At 64.2% G+C, this 16,279-nt stretch carries 10 protein-coding genes; 6 read left to right on the plus strand and 4 right to left on the minus strand.

Annotated elements, in window-relative coordinates; translation table 11 throughout:
• Positions 1-141: 141 nt before the first annotated feature.
• The 4 genes from ABD919_RS15730 to ABD919_RS15745 all read left to right on the plus strand — a co-directional run bounded on the left by ABD919_RS15730 (position 142) and on the right by ABD919_RS15745 (position 4,961).
• Positions 142-885 carry an MbnP family protein gene (locus ABD919_RS15730; RefSeq protein ID WP_345236988.1) on the plus strand — a complete coding sequence of 248 codons (744 nt, stop codon included), beginning with the start codon at positions 142-144 and terminating at the stop codon, positions 883-885.
• A complete protein-coding gene (locus ABD919_RS15735) occupies positions 872-1,927 on the plus strand; it encodes a cytochrome-c peroxidase (protein ID WP_345236989.1) in 1,056 nt (351 codons plus the stop codon). The genes ABD919_RS15730 and ABD919_RS15735 overlap by 14 nt, the downstream gene beginning before the upstream one ends.
• A gap of 143 nt (positions 1,928-2,070) precedes the next feature.
• Positions 2,071-3,429 carry a YHYH protein gene (locus ABD919_RS15740; RefSeq protein WP_345236990.1) on the plus strand — a complete coding sequence of 453 codons (1,359 nt, stop codon included), beginning with the start codon at positions 2,071-2,073 and terminating at the stop codon, positions 3,427-3,429.
• A gap of 125 nt (positions 3,430-3,554) precedes the next feature.
• Positions 3,555-4,961 carry a mercuric reductase gene (locus tag ABD919_RS15745; protein WP_345236991.1) on the plus strand — a complete coding sequence of 469 codons (1,407 nt, stop codon included), beginning with the start codon at positions 3,555-3,557 and terminating at the stop codon, positions 4,959-4,961.
• Positions 4,962-5,036: 75 nt separating this feature from the next.
• On the opposite strand, the gene ABD919_RS15750 is transcribed toward ABD919_RS15745, so the two are convergent.
• From ABD919_RS15750 to ABD919_RS15760, 3 genes are all read right to left on the minus strand, one after another.
• Positions 5,037-6,677: a M28 family peptidase gene (locus ABD919_RS15750; protein ID WP_345236992.1), complete on the minus strand. Its 1,641-nt coding sequence runs from the start codon at positions 6,675-6,677 to the stop codon at positions 5,037-5,039.
• 316 nt (positions 6,678-6,993) lie between these two features.
• Positions 6,994-8,259: an NADP-dependent isocitrate dehydrogenase gene (gene icd / locus ABD919_RS15755; protein ID WP_345236993.1), complete on the minus strand. Its 1,266-nt coding sequence runs from the start codon at positions 8,257-8,259 to the stop codon at positions 6,994-6,996.
• 109 nt (positions 8,260-8,368) lie between these two features.
• Positions 8,369-11,359, minus strand: a complete 2,991-nt coding sequence (locus ABD919_RS15760) for a M16 family metallopeptidase (protein WP_345236994.1) — start codon at positions 11,357-11,359, stop codon at positions 8,369-8,371.
• Positions 11,360-11,635: 276 nt separating this feature from the next.
• Between ABD919_RS15760 and ABD919_RS15765 the strand changes: the two genes are divergently transcribed.
• Complete coding sequence (locus ABD919_RS15765; protein WP_345236995.1) at positions 11,636-11,872, plus strand: hypothetical protein; 237 nt, start codon at positions 11,636-11,638, stop codon at positions 11,870-11,872.
• On the opposite strand, the gene ABD919_RS15770 is transcribed toward ABD919_RS15765, so the two are convergent.
• Positions 11,869-13,890: a DNA polymerase III subunit gamma/tau gene (locus tag ABD919_RS15770; protein ID WP_345236996.1), complete on the minus strand. Its 2,022-nt coding sequence runs from the start codon at positions 13,888-13,890 to the stop codon at positions 11,869-11,871. The genes ABD919_RS15765 and ABD919_RS15770 overlap by 4 nt on opposite strands.
• Before the next feature lie 196 nt (positions 13,891-14,086).
• Here ABD919_RS15770 and ABD919_RS15775 point away from each other — a divergent pair, with 196 nt between their 5' ends.
• Positions 14,087-16,270 (plus strand): prolyl oligopeptidase family serine peptidase, encoded by a 2,184-nt coding sequence (locus tag ABD919_RS15775; protein ID WP_345236997.1) that lies wholly within the window; start codon positions 14,087-14,089, stop codon positions 16,268-16,270.
• Positions 16,271-16,279: the final 9 nt, after the last annotated feature.

Below are 16,279 nucleotides of genomic sequence, written 5' to 3' on the forward strand. Positions count from 1 at the left end.
AGCACCTACCCTGGCCCCAGGAATAAGCGCAGCGCTGGAATTGGTCGAGCCACCTTGGCAATTAGTCGATTACCGTAGGCGCGCGCCCACGTCGGCGGCTAGCATTGCAGTATATGAACCCAGGCGTTTAACCCTGATTCCATGCTGCTCCGCTCCCTGCTTGTTATTTCCGTGTTGCTGACGCTGCCGGGCCTACGGCCGGTGGACGCGCCGGCACGGCGCCTTCTGCGGATAAAGCCCATGCTGGGCAGCCGGCCGCTGCTGCTCGATGGGCCAGCGCAGCGCACTTCGGCCGGCGACGAGCTGACGGTAAGCGTGCTGCGCTGCTACCTCGGCCCCCTCACCCTGCAGTTTGCCGATGGCAGCACCTACCAGGACCCGGCCCCGGCCCATCTGCTGGATGCCGAAGACGTAGCGTCCTGGCTTATTGAGCTGCCGGGTGCCCCGGCCAAGCCCCTGGCCGCGGTGTCGTTTCGGGTGGGAGTAGACAGCGCCACCAACGTAGCCGGAGCCCTGGGTGGCCCCCTCGACCCGGCGCTGGGCATGTACTGGGCCTGGCAGAGCGGCTACATCAACGCCAAGCTGGAAGGGCGCAGCCCCAGCCGGCCGGCGGCCGTGCGCCGGGCTTTTTCTTTCCACATCGGCGGCTACGCCCGGCCCCATGCCACGGCCCGCACCCTACGGCTTCCGATGCCCACGCCCAGCGCCGCCGACACGCTGACCCTGCTGGCCGACGTAGACCGCTGGGTGGGAGCCGCGCCGCTGGCGCAGACGCCCGACGTGCTGCTGCCCGGCCCCGCTGCTGCAGTTCAGGCCGGGCGGGTGGCCGCAATGTTTCACTGGCCGGCTTCCGCCGCCAAGCCTTCGTCTTATGCGCCCCGCTAGCCTCGCCTTACGCCTGGCGGCGGCCCTGGGGCTGCTGGGTCTTGCGGCCTTCGGCACAGCGCCAGTTGATGGTGGGCCGGTGCCCCTGCCCCAGCCGGCCGGCTGGCCCCAGCCCCGCTATGATGCCCACCGCAACCCGGCCACGGGTGCGGGCGTGGCCCTGGGCCGGGCCCTGTTCTACGACCCGGGCCTGTCGCGCGACGGCAGCATTTCCTGCGCCAGCTGCCACCTGCAGGCCACGGGCTTCACCCACGTCGACCACGCCGTGAGCCACGGCATTGAAGGGCGGCAGGGACGGCGCAACACCCTGGCCCTGGTCAACCTGGCCTGGAGCCCCAGCTTTCATTGGGACGGGGGCGTGAACAGCCTCGACGTGCAGGCCCTGAACCCGCTGACCCACGCGGCCGAGATGGACAACACCCTGGCGGCGGTGGTGCGGCGCCTGAACACCCTCCCCAACTACCGCCGGCAGTTTGCGCGGGCCTTCCGGGGCGACTCGGTAGCCACCGGGCAGCGAGTGCTGCAGGCCCTGGCCCAGTTCACCAGCGGGCTGGTATCGTACCAGTCGCGCTACGACAAGTACCTGCGCCGCGAGCCGGGCGGGGAGCTTAGCTCCGCTGAGCTCAGCGGCCTGACCTTGTTTCGAAGCAATTGCGGCAGCTGCCACCAGGAGCCGCTGTTCACCAACTACACGTTCCAGAACAACGGCCTGCCGCCCGACTCCCTGGCGCCGGACCCGGGCCGGGCCGGCATCACGGGGCGGCCCCAGGATTCGCTGTGCTTCCGGGTGCCCTCGCTGCGCAACATCGAGCGCAGCGGCCCCTACATGCACGATGGCCGGTTTCGGCGGCTGCGCGAGGTGCTGCAGCACTACAGCAGCGGCATCCACCACAGCCCCACATTGGCCCCGGCCCTGCGCCAGCCCCTGCGCCTCAGCCCCGAGCAGCAAAAGGACATTATTGCCTTCCTCCTTACCCTCACCGACCAGCAGTTTCTGACCGACCCGCGCTTCGGCTACCTACCAGCCGATGCGCTGAATTAGAGCGGTATGGGAGTCATTGGATTTGTAGCGTGGACTCTGCGAGTCCGCCCGTTTGAACGTTCACCCGCGCTGACTCGCAGAGTCCACGCTACACACACCACGACACAAACTAAGAAGCCATTAACCCACCTTTTTCCAACCCCATGAAAAAAACCTTGCTCACCCTGGCGGGTCTGCTCACGCTGCCCCTGCTGCCGGCCGCGCTGGGCCAGACCCACCCCGCTATTACGCGCTGGCTGCAAAACACCACCCAGGTGCGCGGGCGGCACTATATCAGCGGCAACCCCACGCCGGTGCAGGACACGGCGCATGCCAACGTGCAGCGGGTGCGCTACTCAGCCAGCAGCGTGTACATCAACTGCTCGGGTATTCCGGCCTACGTGGTGGGTCCCTACCTCGACCGCAACCCATCCCAGGCTACCAACCGCCGCTACCTGTTCAAGCTGCCCCTCAACCCGCAGCGCAACACGGGCACCGCCACGGCCGTGGGCATGGGCAACACGGGCGTGCTCATCAACGGGGTGCCGGTGTACAACTACGCCGATGGGCGCAGCTACAACAACCAGAACGTGTGGCACCAGAATGCCGTGGTGTTTGAAAACGCCGGCTTCGACTGCGCCAAGGGCCACCCCTCGCCGGTGATGACGGCGGGCACGCTCACCGGGGGCAGCTACCACCACCACCAGAACCCCTCGGCCTTCAACATTGCCCGGGTGCCACTCTCGTCGGTCTGCAACGTGTACCTGGCCGACGGCCTGTACGTGCCCGACTCCACCCGGCACGGCCCCCTCATCGGCTTTGCCTTCGACGGCTTTCCCATCTACGGCGGCTACGGCTACGCCAATGCCCAGCAGCCGGGCGCCATTAAGCGCATGACGCCCTCCTACCGCCTGCGCAATATCACGAGCCGCACCACGCTGCCGGGCGGGGCTACGGCCAGTCAGCCCGGCCCCACGCTGGCCGCCCAGCCCCTGGGCAGCTACTTCGAAGACTTTGAGTACGCGGCCGGCTCCGGCGACCTCGACCTGCACAACGGCCGCTTCTGCGTGACGCCGGAGTACCCGAACGGCACCTACGCCTACTTCGCCACCATCGACCGCAACGGCAACTCGGTGTATCCTTACATCCTGGGCCCCACCTACTATGGCGTGGTGGAAACCAGTAACTTTCCGGTGATGGGCCCTAACGCCGGCTCTACGCAGGTAGTCATCAACGAGCCGGTGACGACCTACACGGCCCCCGTGACCAGCAGCGCCAAGGCAGCCGACGACCTGAAGCTGACGGTGTACCCCAGCCCCGCCAATGACTTGCTGGTGGTGCAGGCCACCGTGGCCCCGCGCCATGAGCAGGTGGTGGAGCTGCTCGACCTCACCGGCCGGGTGGTGGCCAGCCAGAAGCTTTTCCCCGGCTCCACCATGTGCTATTTCGACGTGCAGGCCCTGCACGCGGGCACCTACCTGGTGCGCGTGGGCAGCTCCGTTACCAAGATTGTAGTGGAGTAGGGCAAATGGAGCGGCGAGCCTGGCGGCCCTGCTTGACAGAGGAGCCCAGCCCGCCGCTCCATTTGCCCCCGGTAGCCCAAAATGCCGGCAGAGACGTAAGCGGAACTCACCCTACGCTTCTGCTTATGTCAGCTCCTACCTCCTGCGACGCCATTATCATCGGCTCGGGCCAGGCCGGCAACCCGCTGGCGGTGGCCCTGGCCGGGGCCGGACGCCGCGTGGTGCTCATCGAGGAAAACCTACTGGGCGGCTCCTGCATCAACTACGGCTGCACGCCCACCAAGACGCTGCTGGCAACGGCCGAACGAATGCACCACATACGGACGGCAGCGGAAGTGGCCGCTCCGCTGCTGCCCGGAGCCGGCACCCTCACGGTTGACCTGGCCACGGCCATAGCGCGTAAAACCCAGGTGCTGGAAGCCCTGCGCGAAGGGGTGCGCTCCAACCTCATCGACGAAAACCCCGGCATCACCGTGCTGGCCGGACACGCCGCGTTTACGGGCCCGCACACGGTAGCGGTGGCTTTGGCCGAAGGCACCCGCGAGCTGAGCGCCCCGCTCATCTTCATCAATACCGGCACCCGGACCGCCATTCCCGATAACATCGAAGGCCTGACCGACAGCGGCTACCACACCTCGACCACGCTAATGGAGCTGCAGGACCTGCCCGAGCACCTGCTCATCGTCGGCGGGGGCTACATCGGGCTGGAGCTGGGGCAGATGTTCCGGCGCTTTGGCAGCAAGGTCAGCATTGTAGAAAATGGCCCGGCCCTGCTCGAGCACGAAGACGCTGACGTGAGCGGAGCCCTGCAGTCCGCGCTGGAAGCCGAAGGAATCCGCTTCGTGCTGGGCGCCCAGGCCCGGCGCGTGAGCCGCTCCGCCACAGGCCTTACCCTCACGGCGCACACGGCCCAGGGCACCCGGCACCTGCGGGGCTCCCACCTGCTGCTGGCCACCGGCCGCCGCCCCAACACCGACCGCCTGGGCCTGGGCTACGCCGGCATCCAGACCGACGAGCAGGGCTACATCCCCGTCGATTCCAACCTGCAAACCAAGGTGCGCGGCGTGTACGCGCTGGGCGACGTGCACCCCGGCCCGCAGTTTACCCACCTGGCCTACGACGACTACCGCATCGTGCGCGACGCCCTGCTGCACGGCAAGCGCCGCTCGGCCCGGCAGCGCCCCCTGCCCTACTGCGTGTTCACCGAGCCCCAGCTGGCCCGCATTGGCCTGAATGAGGCGCAGGCCCGGGAAAAGAAAGTCCCTTACCGCGTAGCTTCCATGCCGGTAAGCGTCATCGGCCGGGCCCGACACACCAGCCAGCCCGCCGGCTTCTGGAAGGTGCTGGTGGGCGACGACGACCAGCTGCTGGGCGCCGCCCTGCTCGGCGGCCAGGCCGGCGAGGTGATGAGCGTGCTGCAGGTAGCCATGACCGGCCGCCTGCGCTACCAGCAGCTGCAGGAAATAATATTCGCCCACCCTATCTGGGCCGAAGGGCTGAACAACGTGTTTCGGGACTTGCGGCGGCCCTAAAGTATTTCCCCGTTAAGGCAACAAGTCGCCTGACTCCCTCTCCACCATATTCCACGCCTGGAAAGGCAGGCGGAGCTACTCGCCGTAGCGCTGGCCGAAAAAGTCGCCTTTGTTCCAGCGCGGGCGCTGGGGCGCCTGGGCCACCTGGTAGCTGATGAGGGTATAGAGCTGCACGTACTTCCGGCCGGCCTCAAAGTCGAAGCGGCCGTTGATGTCATCCTGGGGCTGGTGGTAGGTGGCGGCCCGCCAGCTCTGCACCTGGGCGCTGAGGTTGTTGAGGCCATCGGCGGTTTTGTTGCCGTACTTGACGTGCAGGGCCGGAATGCCCTGGGTGACGAAGCTGAACTGGTCGCTGCGGATAAAGCGGTTCTGCTCGGGCTCAGGGTCGGCTTCGACGCTGATGCCGAGGTGGGCAGCCGCCTGGGCGACGGGCTCGGCCAGGGTGGAGTGCCCGGCTCCCAGCGGCACGATGGACAGCAGCGGGGCAAGCAGGGTGGGCATGTCGCAGTTCAAATCGGCCACAATGCTGCCGTTGGGTACAGTGGGATGGGCGGCGAAGTAGGCCGACCCCAGCAGGCCCAGCTCCTCGCCGGTGAACAGCACAAAGAGCAGGGAGCGTTTGGGCCTCTCCTTGAGCTGGGAATAGACGCGGGCCATCTCCAGCACGGCGGCCACCCCGGATGCATTGTCGTGGGCCCCGTTGTAGATGGAGTCGCCCTGCACCGGGGTGCCCACGCCCAGGTGGTCGAGGTGGGCGGTGTGGGCCACATAATCGGCCGAGTAAGTGGGGTCGGAGCCGGCAATTTTGCCGGCTACGTTGTAGGAGTCGAAATCCTGGTAGCGCGACTGGAAGGCCAGGTCAACCACGCCGCGCAGGGCCGCCGAGGCGGGCCGCCCGGCCCGGATGGCGGGCAGCACCCGGCTGCTGTCGAGCGCCGTACCGAGCAGGCGCTGGAAGGTGGCGGCGCTGATGCTGGCCAGGAAGTGAAGCCCGCCGGGCACGTAGCTGCCGGAGGTAGCCACCCGGCCATCGGGCCCCAGCACGCTGCACACCCCCTTTTCAAGCTGGGGCAGGCTGGCCTTGGGGTTGAGGCGGGCCGGTGCCAGCAGCACGCCCGCCGCGCCATGGCGCTGGGCCGTCTGCAGCAAGGTGAGGACGCTCTGGCTGGCGGCGGCAATGGTGGAGGGAAAGCTGCTGGGAGCACCCCGCACGATGACCACCACCTTGCCCTCGACGTCCAGGCCCTCGTAGTCGTCGTAGCCCTGCTCCGGGGCGCTGATGCCGTAGCCGGCGAAGACCAGCGGAGCCTGCAGGGCCACCCGGGCCTGGGCGGGGTTGGGGTACAGCACAAAGTCCTGGCCCGCGCGCAGCGCCTGGGGCGCTGCCTTGCCCTCCCGCAGGCGGAAGCGGGCCCCCGGCTGCACAAAGGCCCGGCGCAGCCGCAGGGTCTGGATATAAGTACCCTGCTCCCCGGCCGGCAGCACGCCCAAGGCTTTAAACTGGCCGGTCACGTAATCAACCGCCAGCTGGTAGCCGGGACTGCCGGGCGCCCGGCCCCGCAGCTGGTCGTCGGCCAGGTAGGCAACGTGGGCCCGCAGATTTTCTGGCTTCACCTGCTCCAGGGCTTTGGTGAGGGACGCGGGCACCTGCAGGCCCGGCTGGGCAAAAGCCGGCAGCGTGAGCAGGAAGACGAGGAGAAAGGCGGCAAGCTTCATAAAATGCATAGGATGGGGGATAAAAAGCCTCCCCTGGCGCGAGTTTAGCGCAGCGTAACTCGTAACCAGCTTTGATGGGGAGGCTGCGCCTCCCCTGGCGCGCCAGCGGCAAGCCGGAACCGCGCCGTAGCGGCTCGTTCAATGACGTCGTTCTGTTGCGAGGCACAGCCTCGCCCGAATGGCCGGCACGAGTTACGCTGCGCTAAACTCGCGCCAGTAAGGGAATAATAAGACAGTATGAGCAATTGACAACAAAACCCCCGCGCCGGCCGAAGCCAACGCGGGGGTTTATCAGTAATCGGCTTCAGCCAAGCTACTACATGTTCTTCACAATCTCCTGGCCGAACTCCGAGCACTTCAGCAGGGTGGCGCCTTCCATCTGACGTTCGAAGTCGTAGGTGACGCGCTTGCTGGCGATGGCGGCTTCCAGGCCTTTGTTGATGAGGTCGGCGGCTTCGGTCCAGCCCATGTGCTGCAGCATCATCACGCCGGAGAGGATAACCGAGCCGGGGTTTACCTTGTCGAGGTTGGCGTACTTGGGCGCGGTGCCGTGGGTAGCTTCGAAGATGGCGTGGCCGGTGGCGTAGTTGATGTTGGCGCCGGGGGCGATGCCGATGCCGCCAACGATTGCAGCCAGGGCGTCGGAGATATAGTCGCCGTTCAGGTTCAGCGTAGCTACTACCGAGTACTCGGCGGGGCGGAGCAGGATTTGCTGCAGGAAGGCATCGGCGATGCTGTCCTTGATGATGAGCTTGCCCTGCTCCTGGGCCTGCTTCTGCAGGGCATCGGCTACGGCCGCGCCTTGCTTGGCCACGATTTTATCGTACTGGGCCCAGGTGAATACTTTCTGGCCGAACTCCTTCTCCGCCAGCTCGTAGCCCCAGGTTTTGAAGGCACCTTCGGTGAACTTCATGATGTTGCCTTTGTGCACCAGCGTTACCGATGGCAGCTTGTGGGCCAGGGCGTAGTTGATGGCGGCGCGCACCAGGCGCTCGGTGCCTTCCTTCGATACCGGCTTCACGCCGAACGAGGACGACTCGGGGAAGCGGATTTTCTTCACGCCCATCTCGTCCTGCAGGAATTCCAGCATTTTCTGGGCCTGGGGCGTGCCGTTCATGTACTCGATGCCGGCGTAGATGTCTTCGGTGTTTTCGCGGAAGATGACCATGTCGGTCAGCTCGGGCTGCTTCACGGGCGAGGGCACGCCGTCGTAGTAGCGCACGGGGCGCACGCAGGCGTACAGGTCCAGCTCCTGGCGCAGGGCCACGTTCAGCGAGCGGATGCCGCCGCCGACGGGCGTGGTGAGGGGGCCTTTGATGCCCACGAGGTAATCGCGGAAAGCGTCGAGGGTTTCGTTGGGCAGCCAGTTGTTGGTGGCTTTGTACGACTTCTCACCGGCCAGTACTTCCTTCCACATAATCTGGCGCTTGCCGTCGTAGGCTTTCTCAACGGCTGCGTCGAACACGAGCTTGGAGGCACGCCAGATGTCCGGCCCGGTGCCGTCGCCTTCGATGAAGGGAATGATGGGTTTGTCCGGAACGTTCAGCTTGCCATTTTTGATGGTGATTTTTTGCTCTGCCATGTGTGGGTAAGGAGTTGTTAGTTGTCAGTTGTCAGTTGTCAGGCTTGTTCTGGCGTCAGCGTTATCAGACCAACCTGACAACTGACAACGAACAACTGACAACTAGTTATTAATATCCAAAAATTTCCTTCAGGGAGAGCTGCTGCACGTCGCCGTACTTGGCCAGCTCCTTGAAGTTGAGACGGTCTTTGGAGCCGATGACCAGGATAACCTGGATCTGGCCCTTGATTTTGGCGGCCTGGAATTTCTTGAGCTCGTCCAAAGTCATGTTTTGCGTTTGCGTGTACACGTCCTGGCGCAGGTCGTAGTCGAGGCCGAGGCGGCGGGCGCGCTCGTAGCTCATCAGCACGTTGCCCTTGGTGATGCGCTCGGTGGAGATGCTGTTGCGGATGGCGTTTTTAGCAATGGCCAGGTTGGCATCGGCCGAGGGCATGTCGGTGAGCAGGGCCTGCATACCGGCCATGGCCTCGGGCAGCTTGTCGCTCTGCGTGCCGATGTAGCTCATCACGTAGTTGGAGCGGCCCAGCTTGTCGGCGTTGGCGTAGCGCGACGAGGCCGAGTACGCCAGGGCCTTGCTCTCGCGCAAATCCTGGAACACGATGCTGCCCATGCCGCCGCCAAAGTACTCGTTGTAAAGCGCCACGGTGGGCACCAGGTCCTTGCTGTACACGTCGCCCTTGCTCAGGAACAGGATTTCGGCCTGCACCATGTTGTAGTCGACCCAATAGACCTTTTTTTCTTTTAGGGGTTGCTCGGCGAAGTCCTTGGCCGGCGGCGTGGGCGTGAGCCTGGCGGGGGTTTGGTGGAATTTGAGCACATCCACTATTGTATTTGTATCGCCCCGTAGCGGACGAGGCCCATAGTACAGCACGCGGTGCTCGTAGGTCGGCAGCTTCTTAATCAAGGCCGTGAGCTGCTCGGGCTTCAGGGCCTTCAGCTCTTTCTCGCTCAGGATGTTGGTGAAGGGGTTTTTCTTGCCATACTTGGCGTAGCTCACCATGGCCTGGCTCAGAATGGTCTGCTTGTCGAGCTTGGCATCCTGCCGGGCCTTGAGCGTGCCGGCCACCATGTTCTTCAGGGCGGCGGCATCGGAGCGGGGGTTGTTGAGCAGCTGCTCAAACAGCTTCAGGGCCGGCTCCAGGTTGGTATCGAGGCCGGTGAGGCTGACGAACACGCGGTCGGTGCCGCTCTGCACGCGGAAGGAGCAGCCCAGCTTGTAGAACTCCTGCTGCAGCTGGGCGGCGCTGTAGCTGCCGGTGCCCAGGTACTGCAGGTAGTCGGTGGCCATGCCCCAGCGGGGGTCGTTGTTGGTGCCCAGGTCGAGGATGTAGTACAGGTCGAACAGCCCGTTTTCCTTGTTCTGGGTGTAGTACAGGGGCAGGCCGGGCTTCAGCTCGGTCTGCTGAATGTCTTTTTTGTAGTCGACAAATACCGGCTGCAGCTCCGGCGCCGGAATGCTGGTCAGCTGCTTGTAGTATTCGGAAGCCACCTCGCGGTTGGCCGGCACGGGCGTGATGGCGGGCTTCACCACCTTCACCGTGTTGGGGTCTTTGCCGGTGCGCTTAAAGATGGCCGCGTAGTTGTTGCCGAAGTTGTCGTTGGCAAACTTCACCACTTCCTCCTTGGTAATGGTGCCGAAGTTTTCCTGCTGCTTGAGGTAGTCGGCCCAGCTCACGCCCTGGATGAAGGCCTGGTACATGGCCGTGGCGCGGGCCTGGTTGTTTTCGTAGCCCTTGGTGCGCTCCAGCTTGTCGTTGTTGACGATGGCCGTAATCAGCCAGTCGGGAAAGTCGCCCTTCTTCACCTTATCAAGCTCGCCCAGCAGCAGGCCTTTCACGTCTTCCAGCTTCTGTCCCTGCCGGGGCGTGCCGTACATCACGAAGGTGGAGTAGTCGTTGTTCTCGTCGATAAACGAGGCCGACTCCAGCACCTTCTGCTGCTGGTTGAGGTGCAGGTCGATGAGGCCGGCCTGGCCGTTGGTCAGGATGCGGTCCAGCATCTTCAGGCGCAGGCCGTCGCGGGTGGTGCGGCCGGGCAGGCGGAAGCCTATCATCACGTTTTCCGACTGCGGGCCCAGAATCTCGCGGGTGATGGGGGCCGTAATGGGCTTTTCCTGGGGCGCGTTGAACGTCGGCACCGGCTTGGCCTGCCAGGAGCCGAAGTACTTGTCGATAAGCCGGATGGTCTGGTCGTAGTCCAGGTCGCCGCTCAGGCACAGGGCCACGTTGTTCGGCACGTAGTACGTGTCGAAGTACTTCTTAATCTCGGTAATGGACGGGTTCTGCAGGTGCTCAATCGTGCCGATGGTCGTCTGCGTGCCGTAGGGGTGGGTGGGGTACAAGGCCAGGCCCAGGGCTTCAAACTCCTTGCTGAAGTCGGAGTCGAGGCCGCGGTTTTTCTCCTCGTACACAGCTTCCAGCTCGGTGTGGAACAGGCGGGGCACCAGCTCGCGGAACCGCTCGCTCTCGGTGGCGGCCCAGCGCTCAATCTGGTTGCTGGGAATGTCTTCCTGGTACACCGTTTCCTCGTTGGAGGTGTGGGCGTTGGTGCCCTTGGCGCCGATGGCGCCCATGATTTTGTCGAACTCGTTGGGCACCGCGTAGGTAGCGGCTACCCCGGAGATGGAGTCAATCTGGTGGTAGGTGCGCTTGCGGGCGGCGGGGTCGTTGCGCTGGCTGCGGTACTTTTCGTACAGAGCCTCAATCTTAGCCAGCTCGGCCTTTTCCTTTTCCCAGTCCTGGGTACCCAGGCGGGAGGTGCCCTTGAACACCATGTGTTCGAGGTAGTGGGCCAGGCCGGTGGCATCGGCCGGGTCGTTTTTGGAGCCGGCCCGCACGGCCACGTAGGTTTGAATGCGGGGGGCGTCGTCGTAGTCGGAAAGGTAAACCGTCAGGCCGTTGTCGAGCTTGTAGATGCGGGCCTGCAAGGGGTCGCCCGGCACGGTTTCGTACTTGTATTCCTTGGGAGTGGCCGCCGGGGCAGGCGCGGCAGGGGTTGGGGCAGTCGCAGTAGTGGTGGTGGCCGGCTTGCTCGACTGGCACTGCGTGGTAAGACCCAGCGCCGCTATGGCCGGAAAAAGCAGCAAAAAAGGTTTTTTCACGAAGTGTACGGGCGGGAATTTAGGGGGTAAGTGAAAAACAAAGGTAGGAGGTCGATTGGGGAATAAAAAACGAATTTTCTATCTATCTTGCCGGGTTATACAGCCGCCCTGCGGAGCAAGGCCAAGGTCTTTAACACCCTCTGCGGATACCGGCCTTTCTGCCCGCGCGGCTTCCATCCTTCCCCTCCCCAATTGATGCGGCTCATACGACAGCAGGCCTTCCCCTATGCCGCTCCCTTCCTGCTAAACGGCCTGTTGATTCTCCTTTGCTTCGGTATGCTGGAAGCCGAGGAGCAGCGAATAAAGGCCTCTGGAGGCGGCAGCCTGGGGCTTGAGTTTGTCATTATAATTGGGTTAGCCAATCTGGTGGGCCTGCTGCTCAACTTAGGCTTGTCGGTAAGGCAGGCATTTAAGCGCAACTATGCGCTTGCCCTGATTTACCTAGCCTTCGTGCTGCTGTGGGTTTATTCGAACCAAACCTCCGGAACAACCGGAAGGCTGGTACCGGGCTAAAAGTCGGCTTCCAGGCCCAGCCGCTGCTTGGCTTCGCGCAGAGCCGGGAATTTCTCGGCCAGGTACTCGAACTTGTCGGAGGCCGTGTACAGCTTTTTTGCCGATGGGGCGGCCTGGTTCATCACCACGTTCACGTTCAGGCGGGGGTGGCCGGTGCGGCGGCGCAGCTCGCCCAGGAACTCGGTGCGGATTTCGTTGAACAGGTCCACCTGAATGGGGTTGTCGACGGCCAGCTCAATCTGGTGCTCCTCGTTGGCCGCCACGGGGCGGTTCAGCAGCCAGAACTCGCTCATGCGCTCCTGGGCACGGCGCTCGTTGGCTATTTCCTGCCACACGCGCTGCAGCAGCTCGGGCCGGATGGGCTCTACCGGGCCGCTGAAGGATTGTACCTCAGCCACTACGGCCTTGTTGGCGGCCTCGGCGGCAGCGCGGGGGCTAAGGTCTTTCAGGCTGGGCAGCTTGCTGCCGGCCAGGCTGGGAATCTTGGCAAAAGCGGCGGCCGGCGTGGGCTTGGGCGCAGGCTCCAGCCCTTCCATGCTGGGCGCACCGATTTCGACGTGCGGCAGGGTGTCGCGCATCTGGTGGCGCTCGGTGATGGCCGCGGCCGGGTCGGGCTCGATGCTGGGCGTGTCGTGCAGCTCCTCTACCCCGTTCTGCACGGGCAGCGGCTCGGGGCCGTCGGCGGGCGGGGCCACGCGCTGCGTGGGGATGGGAACGGCGAGGGCAGGCGCGGCTACCGCAGGCGCCGGGCGCGGTGCCGGGGCGGGCGCTGGGCCCTGGCTGGCAGCAGGGGCGCCGTTAGCAGCAGCGGCAGGCGTTGCGGCATGGCCATTTTCCTGCCCGTTGGCAGCGCCATTCAGGCCACTAGTTTTTTTTTTAGCCTCGCCGTTACCGGCGGGGCTGTGCTCGCGCACAAACTGCACGGCCCCGTTCAGGTAAGCCAGCTTCATCAGCACCAGCTCCACGTGCAGGCGCTGGTTTTTGGCTTGCTTGAACTCCCGGTCGCACTGGCTGACCAGGTTCAGAGCCGAGAGCAAAAAGGCCAGGGGCGCGGCCTTAGCCTGCTGCACATACTTCTGCCGGATGCCCTCCGACACTTCCAGCAGCTGCACCGTGATGGGGTCTTTGCACACCAGCAGGCCGCGCAGGTGCTCGGCCGTGCCTACCACGAAGTTGTGCAGGTCGAAGCCGTTCTGCATTACCTCGTCGAGCAGCAGCAGGGCAGCCGAGAGGTTTTCGGCCAGCAAGGCATCGACCAGGCGGAAGTAGTAGTCGTAGTCGAGGATGTGCAGGTTCTGCACCACCTCCTTGTAGCTGAGGTTGTTTCCGCCGAAGGTGACCATCTGGTCGAACATCGACAGGGCATCGCGCAGGCCGCCGTCGGCTTTCTGGGCCAGCAGGTGCAGGGCGTCGTCTTCGGCCGTTACACCTTCCTGGGTGGCCACGTAGCGCAGGTGCTGGCGCATGTCGTCCACCTTGATGCGGCTGAAGTCGAAAATCTGGCAGCGCGACAGGATGGTGGGGATAATCTTGTGGCGCTCGGTGGTGGCCAGGATGAAGATGGCATAGCTCGGCGGCTCTTCCAGCGTCTTAAGAAAGGCGTTGAAGGCCGCGTTGGAGAGCATGTGTACCTCGTCGATGATGTAAATCTTGTACCGGCCGGCCTGGGGGGCGTAGCGCACCTGCTCCACCAGCGAGCGGATGTCTTCCACCGAGTTATTCGACGCCGCATCCAGCTCGTGCACGTTGAAGGAGGCGTTTTCCTGGAAGGCCTTGCACGACGGGCACACGCCGCAGGCTTCGGTTTCGGCCGTGAGGTTGGTGCAGTTTATCGTCTTGGCCAGAATGCGGGCGCAGGTTGTTTTGCCCACGCCGCGGGGGCCGCAAAACAGGAAGGCCTGGGCCAGGTGTTGGCTTTGAATGGCATTCTGCAGCGTGGTGGTGACGTGCTGCTGCCCGACTACGCTGCGAAACGTGGCGGGGCGGTACTTCCGGGCCGAAACGACAAAGTTTTCCATGGGTTCTACCTACAAAGTTACCCCAAAATGGGCGCGCCCGGAAGGGCTGAAGGCAATGCTTTTGGCAATTTCACCGGCTTCGGCTCCGCGCACGCGGCCATCTGCAACAGATTCAAAAGCATATGCAACAAAAACGTACGGCGCCGGGGCAAAGTGCCTTTTCCTTTGCTGCATCCTTTAACCTCTGCAGCATACTATGAAAACCCTGGTTCTTTCCGCCCTGGCCGCGGCCCTGCTTGCCACCACTGGCCTTGCCCAGACCCTGCCCCCCGCGGCACCTTCCGTGCCCGCTTCCGACGTGTACTTCGGCACTAAGGTGGACGACCCCTACCGCAACCTCGAAAACCTGGACGACGCCGCCGTGCAGCAGTGGATGAAGGCCCAGGCCCTCTACGCCCGCCAAACACTCGAAGCCATTCCGGGCCGGGCCTCGCTGCTTCGCCAGATGCAGGAAATCGACACTCGCCAGAGCGCCCGCATAACCCGCCTGCACATTGCCAACAACGACCGGTACTTCTACCTCAAAACCCGCCCCGAGGACCAGCAGCCCAAGCTGTACTGCCGCGACGGCTACCAGGGCCAGGAAGCGCTGCTGTTCGACCCCGAAAACTTTGAGCAAGGCAAAACCTACACAGTCAATGCCCTCATGCCTTCCTGGGACGGCAGCAAAGTGGCCTTCAAAATCAGCGAGAAGGGTGCCGAAGTGGGCCAGCTGCTGATTCTGGACGTGCGCTCCCGCCAGCTGTACCCCGAACGACTGGGGCCCACGGCCATCGGCGGCATTTCCTGGCTGCCCGACAACAGCCGGCTGGCTTACACCCGGATGAATAACGCCGACATCAAGTCGACCGAAGCCCGCCTCAACACCCAGGCTTACCTGCACAAGACCGGCACTTCCCAAAACCAGGACCAGGCTTACTTCTCCAATAAAGCCTACCCGGAGCTGGGTATAAAGCCCGAGGAATACCCCGAGGTGTATTATGACCAGGACACCCGGCTGGCCTTTGGCTTCCAGAGCACCGTGGACCGCTACCTGAGCATGCACTACCTGCCGGCCTCGGCGTTGTCGCAGTCGCGGCCCGCCTGGAAGCGCCTCTGCACGCCCGACCAGGAGGTAACCAATCTGGCCGGCAACGCCCAGTACCTCTATTTTACCACGTCCAAGGGTACGCCCCGCGAGAAAATTATGCGTACCTCGGCGGCCCAGCCCGACGTAGCCCACGCCGAGGTGGTGGTGCCCGAAAGCCCCGACGAGGCACTAGTTGCCGAAGAGCTGCGCGTCACGGCCGATGGGCTCTACTTCGTGCGCACCCGCAACGGAGTGGAAGCCCGACTCTACTTCCTGCCCCACGGCAGCAAGGCGGCAGTACCCATTGCCCTGCCCGCCGCGGCGGGCAGCGTGCAGCTGCAAACCAAAAACGCCCAGAGTGCCGACCTGTGGGTGAGCCTGAGCGGCTGGACCACCAGCCGCACGCGCTACCGCTACGCTCCTGCCACCAGGCAGTTTGTTTCGGAGCCGCTGTCGACGGAAATCAGCTACCCCGAGTTTGCCGACCTCACGGTGGAGGAGCTGCTGGTGCCCTCCCACGACGGGGTGCTGGTGCCGCTGTCGCTGATATACAGGAAAGGCCTGGCGCGCAACGGCAGCGCTCCCGTGCTGATGGTGGGCTACGGCTCGTACTCGGCTTCCACGGGTCCGTTTTTCTTTCCCCCCTACCTGCTCTGGGCGCAGCAAGGCGGCGTGCTGGCCGTGCCCCACGTGCGCGGCGGCGGCGAGCTGGGCGAAGCCTGGCACAAGGCCGGGCAGAAAGCCACCAAGCCCAACACCTGGAAAGACCTCATTGCCTGCGCCGAGTACCTGGTACAGAAAAGCTACACCGCCCCCGGCAAGCTGGCCATCAACGGAGTGAGTGCCGGCGGCATCCTCATCGGCCGGGCCATGACCGAGCGGCCCGACCTGTTTGCCGTGGCTATTCCCGAAGTGGGCTGTCTGAATGCCGTGCGCATGGAAAACAGCCCCAACGGCCCGGCAAATACGCCTGAGTTCGGCACTGTGGCCCGGGAAGACGAGTGCCGCGGCCTGCTGGAGATGGATGCTTACCTGCACCTGCAGCAAGGCGTGAAGTACCCCGCTACGCTTATCACGGCGGGCATAAACGACCCGCGCGTCATTGCCTGGCAGCCGGCCAAGTTTGCCGCCCGCCTGCAGGCCAGCACCGCCTCGGGCAAGCCCGTGCTGTTCTTCACCGACTACGAAGCCGGCCACGGCATCGGCGACTCCAAGCAGAAGCAGTTCGACACCATGGCCGACCTGCTGGCTTTTGGGCTGTGGCAAACCGGGCATGCGAAGTTTCAAATGCCGGCCATGGTTACCAAGTAAATAGCACCG

Source organism: Hymenobacter saemangeumensis, from assembly GCF_039541835.1.
Taxonomy (GTDB): domain Bacteria; phylum Bacteroidota; class Bacteroidia; order Cytophagales; family Hymenobacteraceae; genus Hymenobacter; species Hymenobacter saemangeumensis.

What these genes read in the sequence shown, in the direction of transcription:
- ABD919_RS15730 (WP_345236988.1), top strand. Translation starts at nt 142, where the DNA reads ATGCTGCTCCGCTCCCTGCTTGTTATTTCCGTGTTGCTGACGCTGCCG.
- ABD919_RS15735 (WP_345236989.1), top strand. Translation starts at nt 872, where the DNA reads ATGCGCCCCGCTAGCCTCGCCTTACGCCTGGCGGCGGCCCTGGGGCTG.
- ABD919_RS15740 (WP_345236990.1), top strand. Translation starts at nt 2,071, where the DNA reads ATGAAAAAAACCTTGCTCACCCTGGCGGGTCTGCTCACGCTGCCCCTG.
- ABD919_RS15745 (WP_345236991.1), top strand. Translation starts at nt 3,555, where the DNA reads ATGTCAGCTCCTACCTCCTGCGACGCCATTATCATCGGCTCGGGCCAG.
- ABD919_RS15750 (WP_345236992.1), bottom strand. Translation starts at nt 6,677, where the DNA reads ATGAAGCTTGCCGCCTTTCTCCTCGTCTTCCTGCTCACGCTGCCGGCT.
- icd (WP_345236993.1), bottom strand. Translation starts at nt 8,259, where the DNA reads ATGGCAGAGCAAAAAATCACCATCAAAAATGGCAAGCTGAACGTTCCG.
- ABD919_RS15765 (WP_345236995.1), top strand. Translation starts at nt 11,636, where the DNA reads ATGCTGGAAGCCGAGGAGCAGCGAATAAAGGCCTCTGGAGGCGGCAGC.
- ABD919_RS15770 (WP_345236996.1), bottom strand. Translation starts at nt 13,890, where the DNA reads ATGGAAAACTTTGTCGTTTCGGCCCGGAAGTACCGCCCCGCCACGTTT.
- ABD919_RS15775 (WP_345236997.1), top strand. Translation starts at nt 14,087, where the DNA reads ATGAAAACCCTGGTTCTTTCCGCCCTGGCCGCGGCCCTGCTTGCCACC.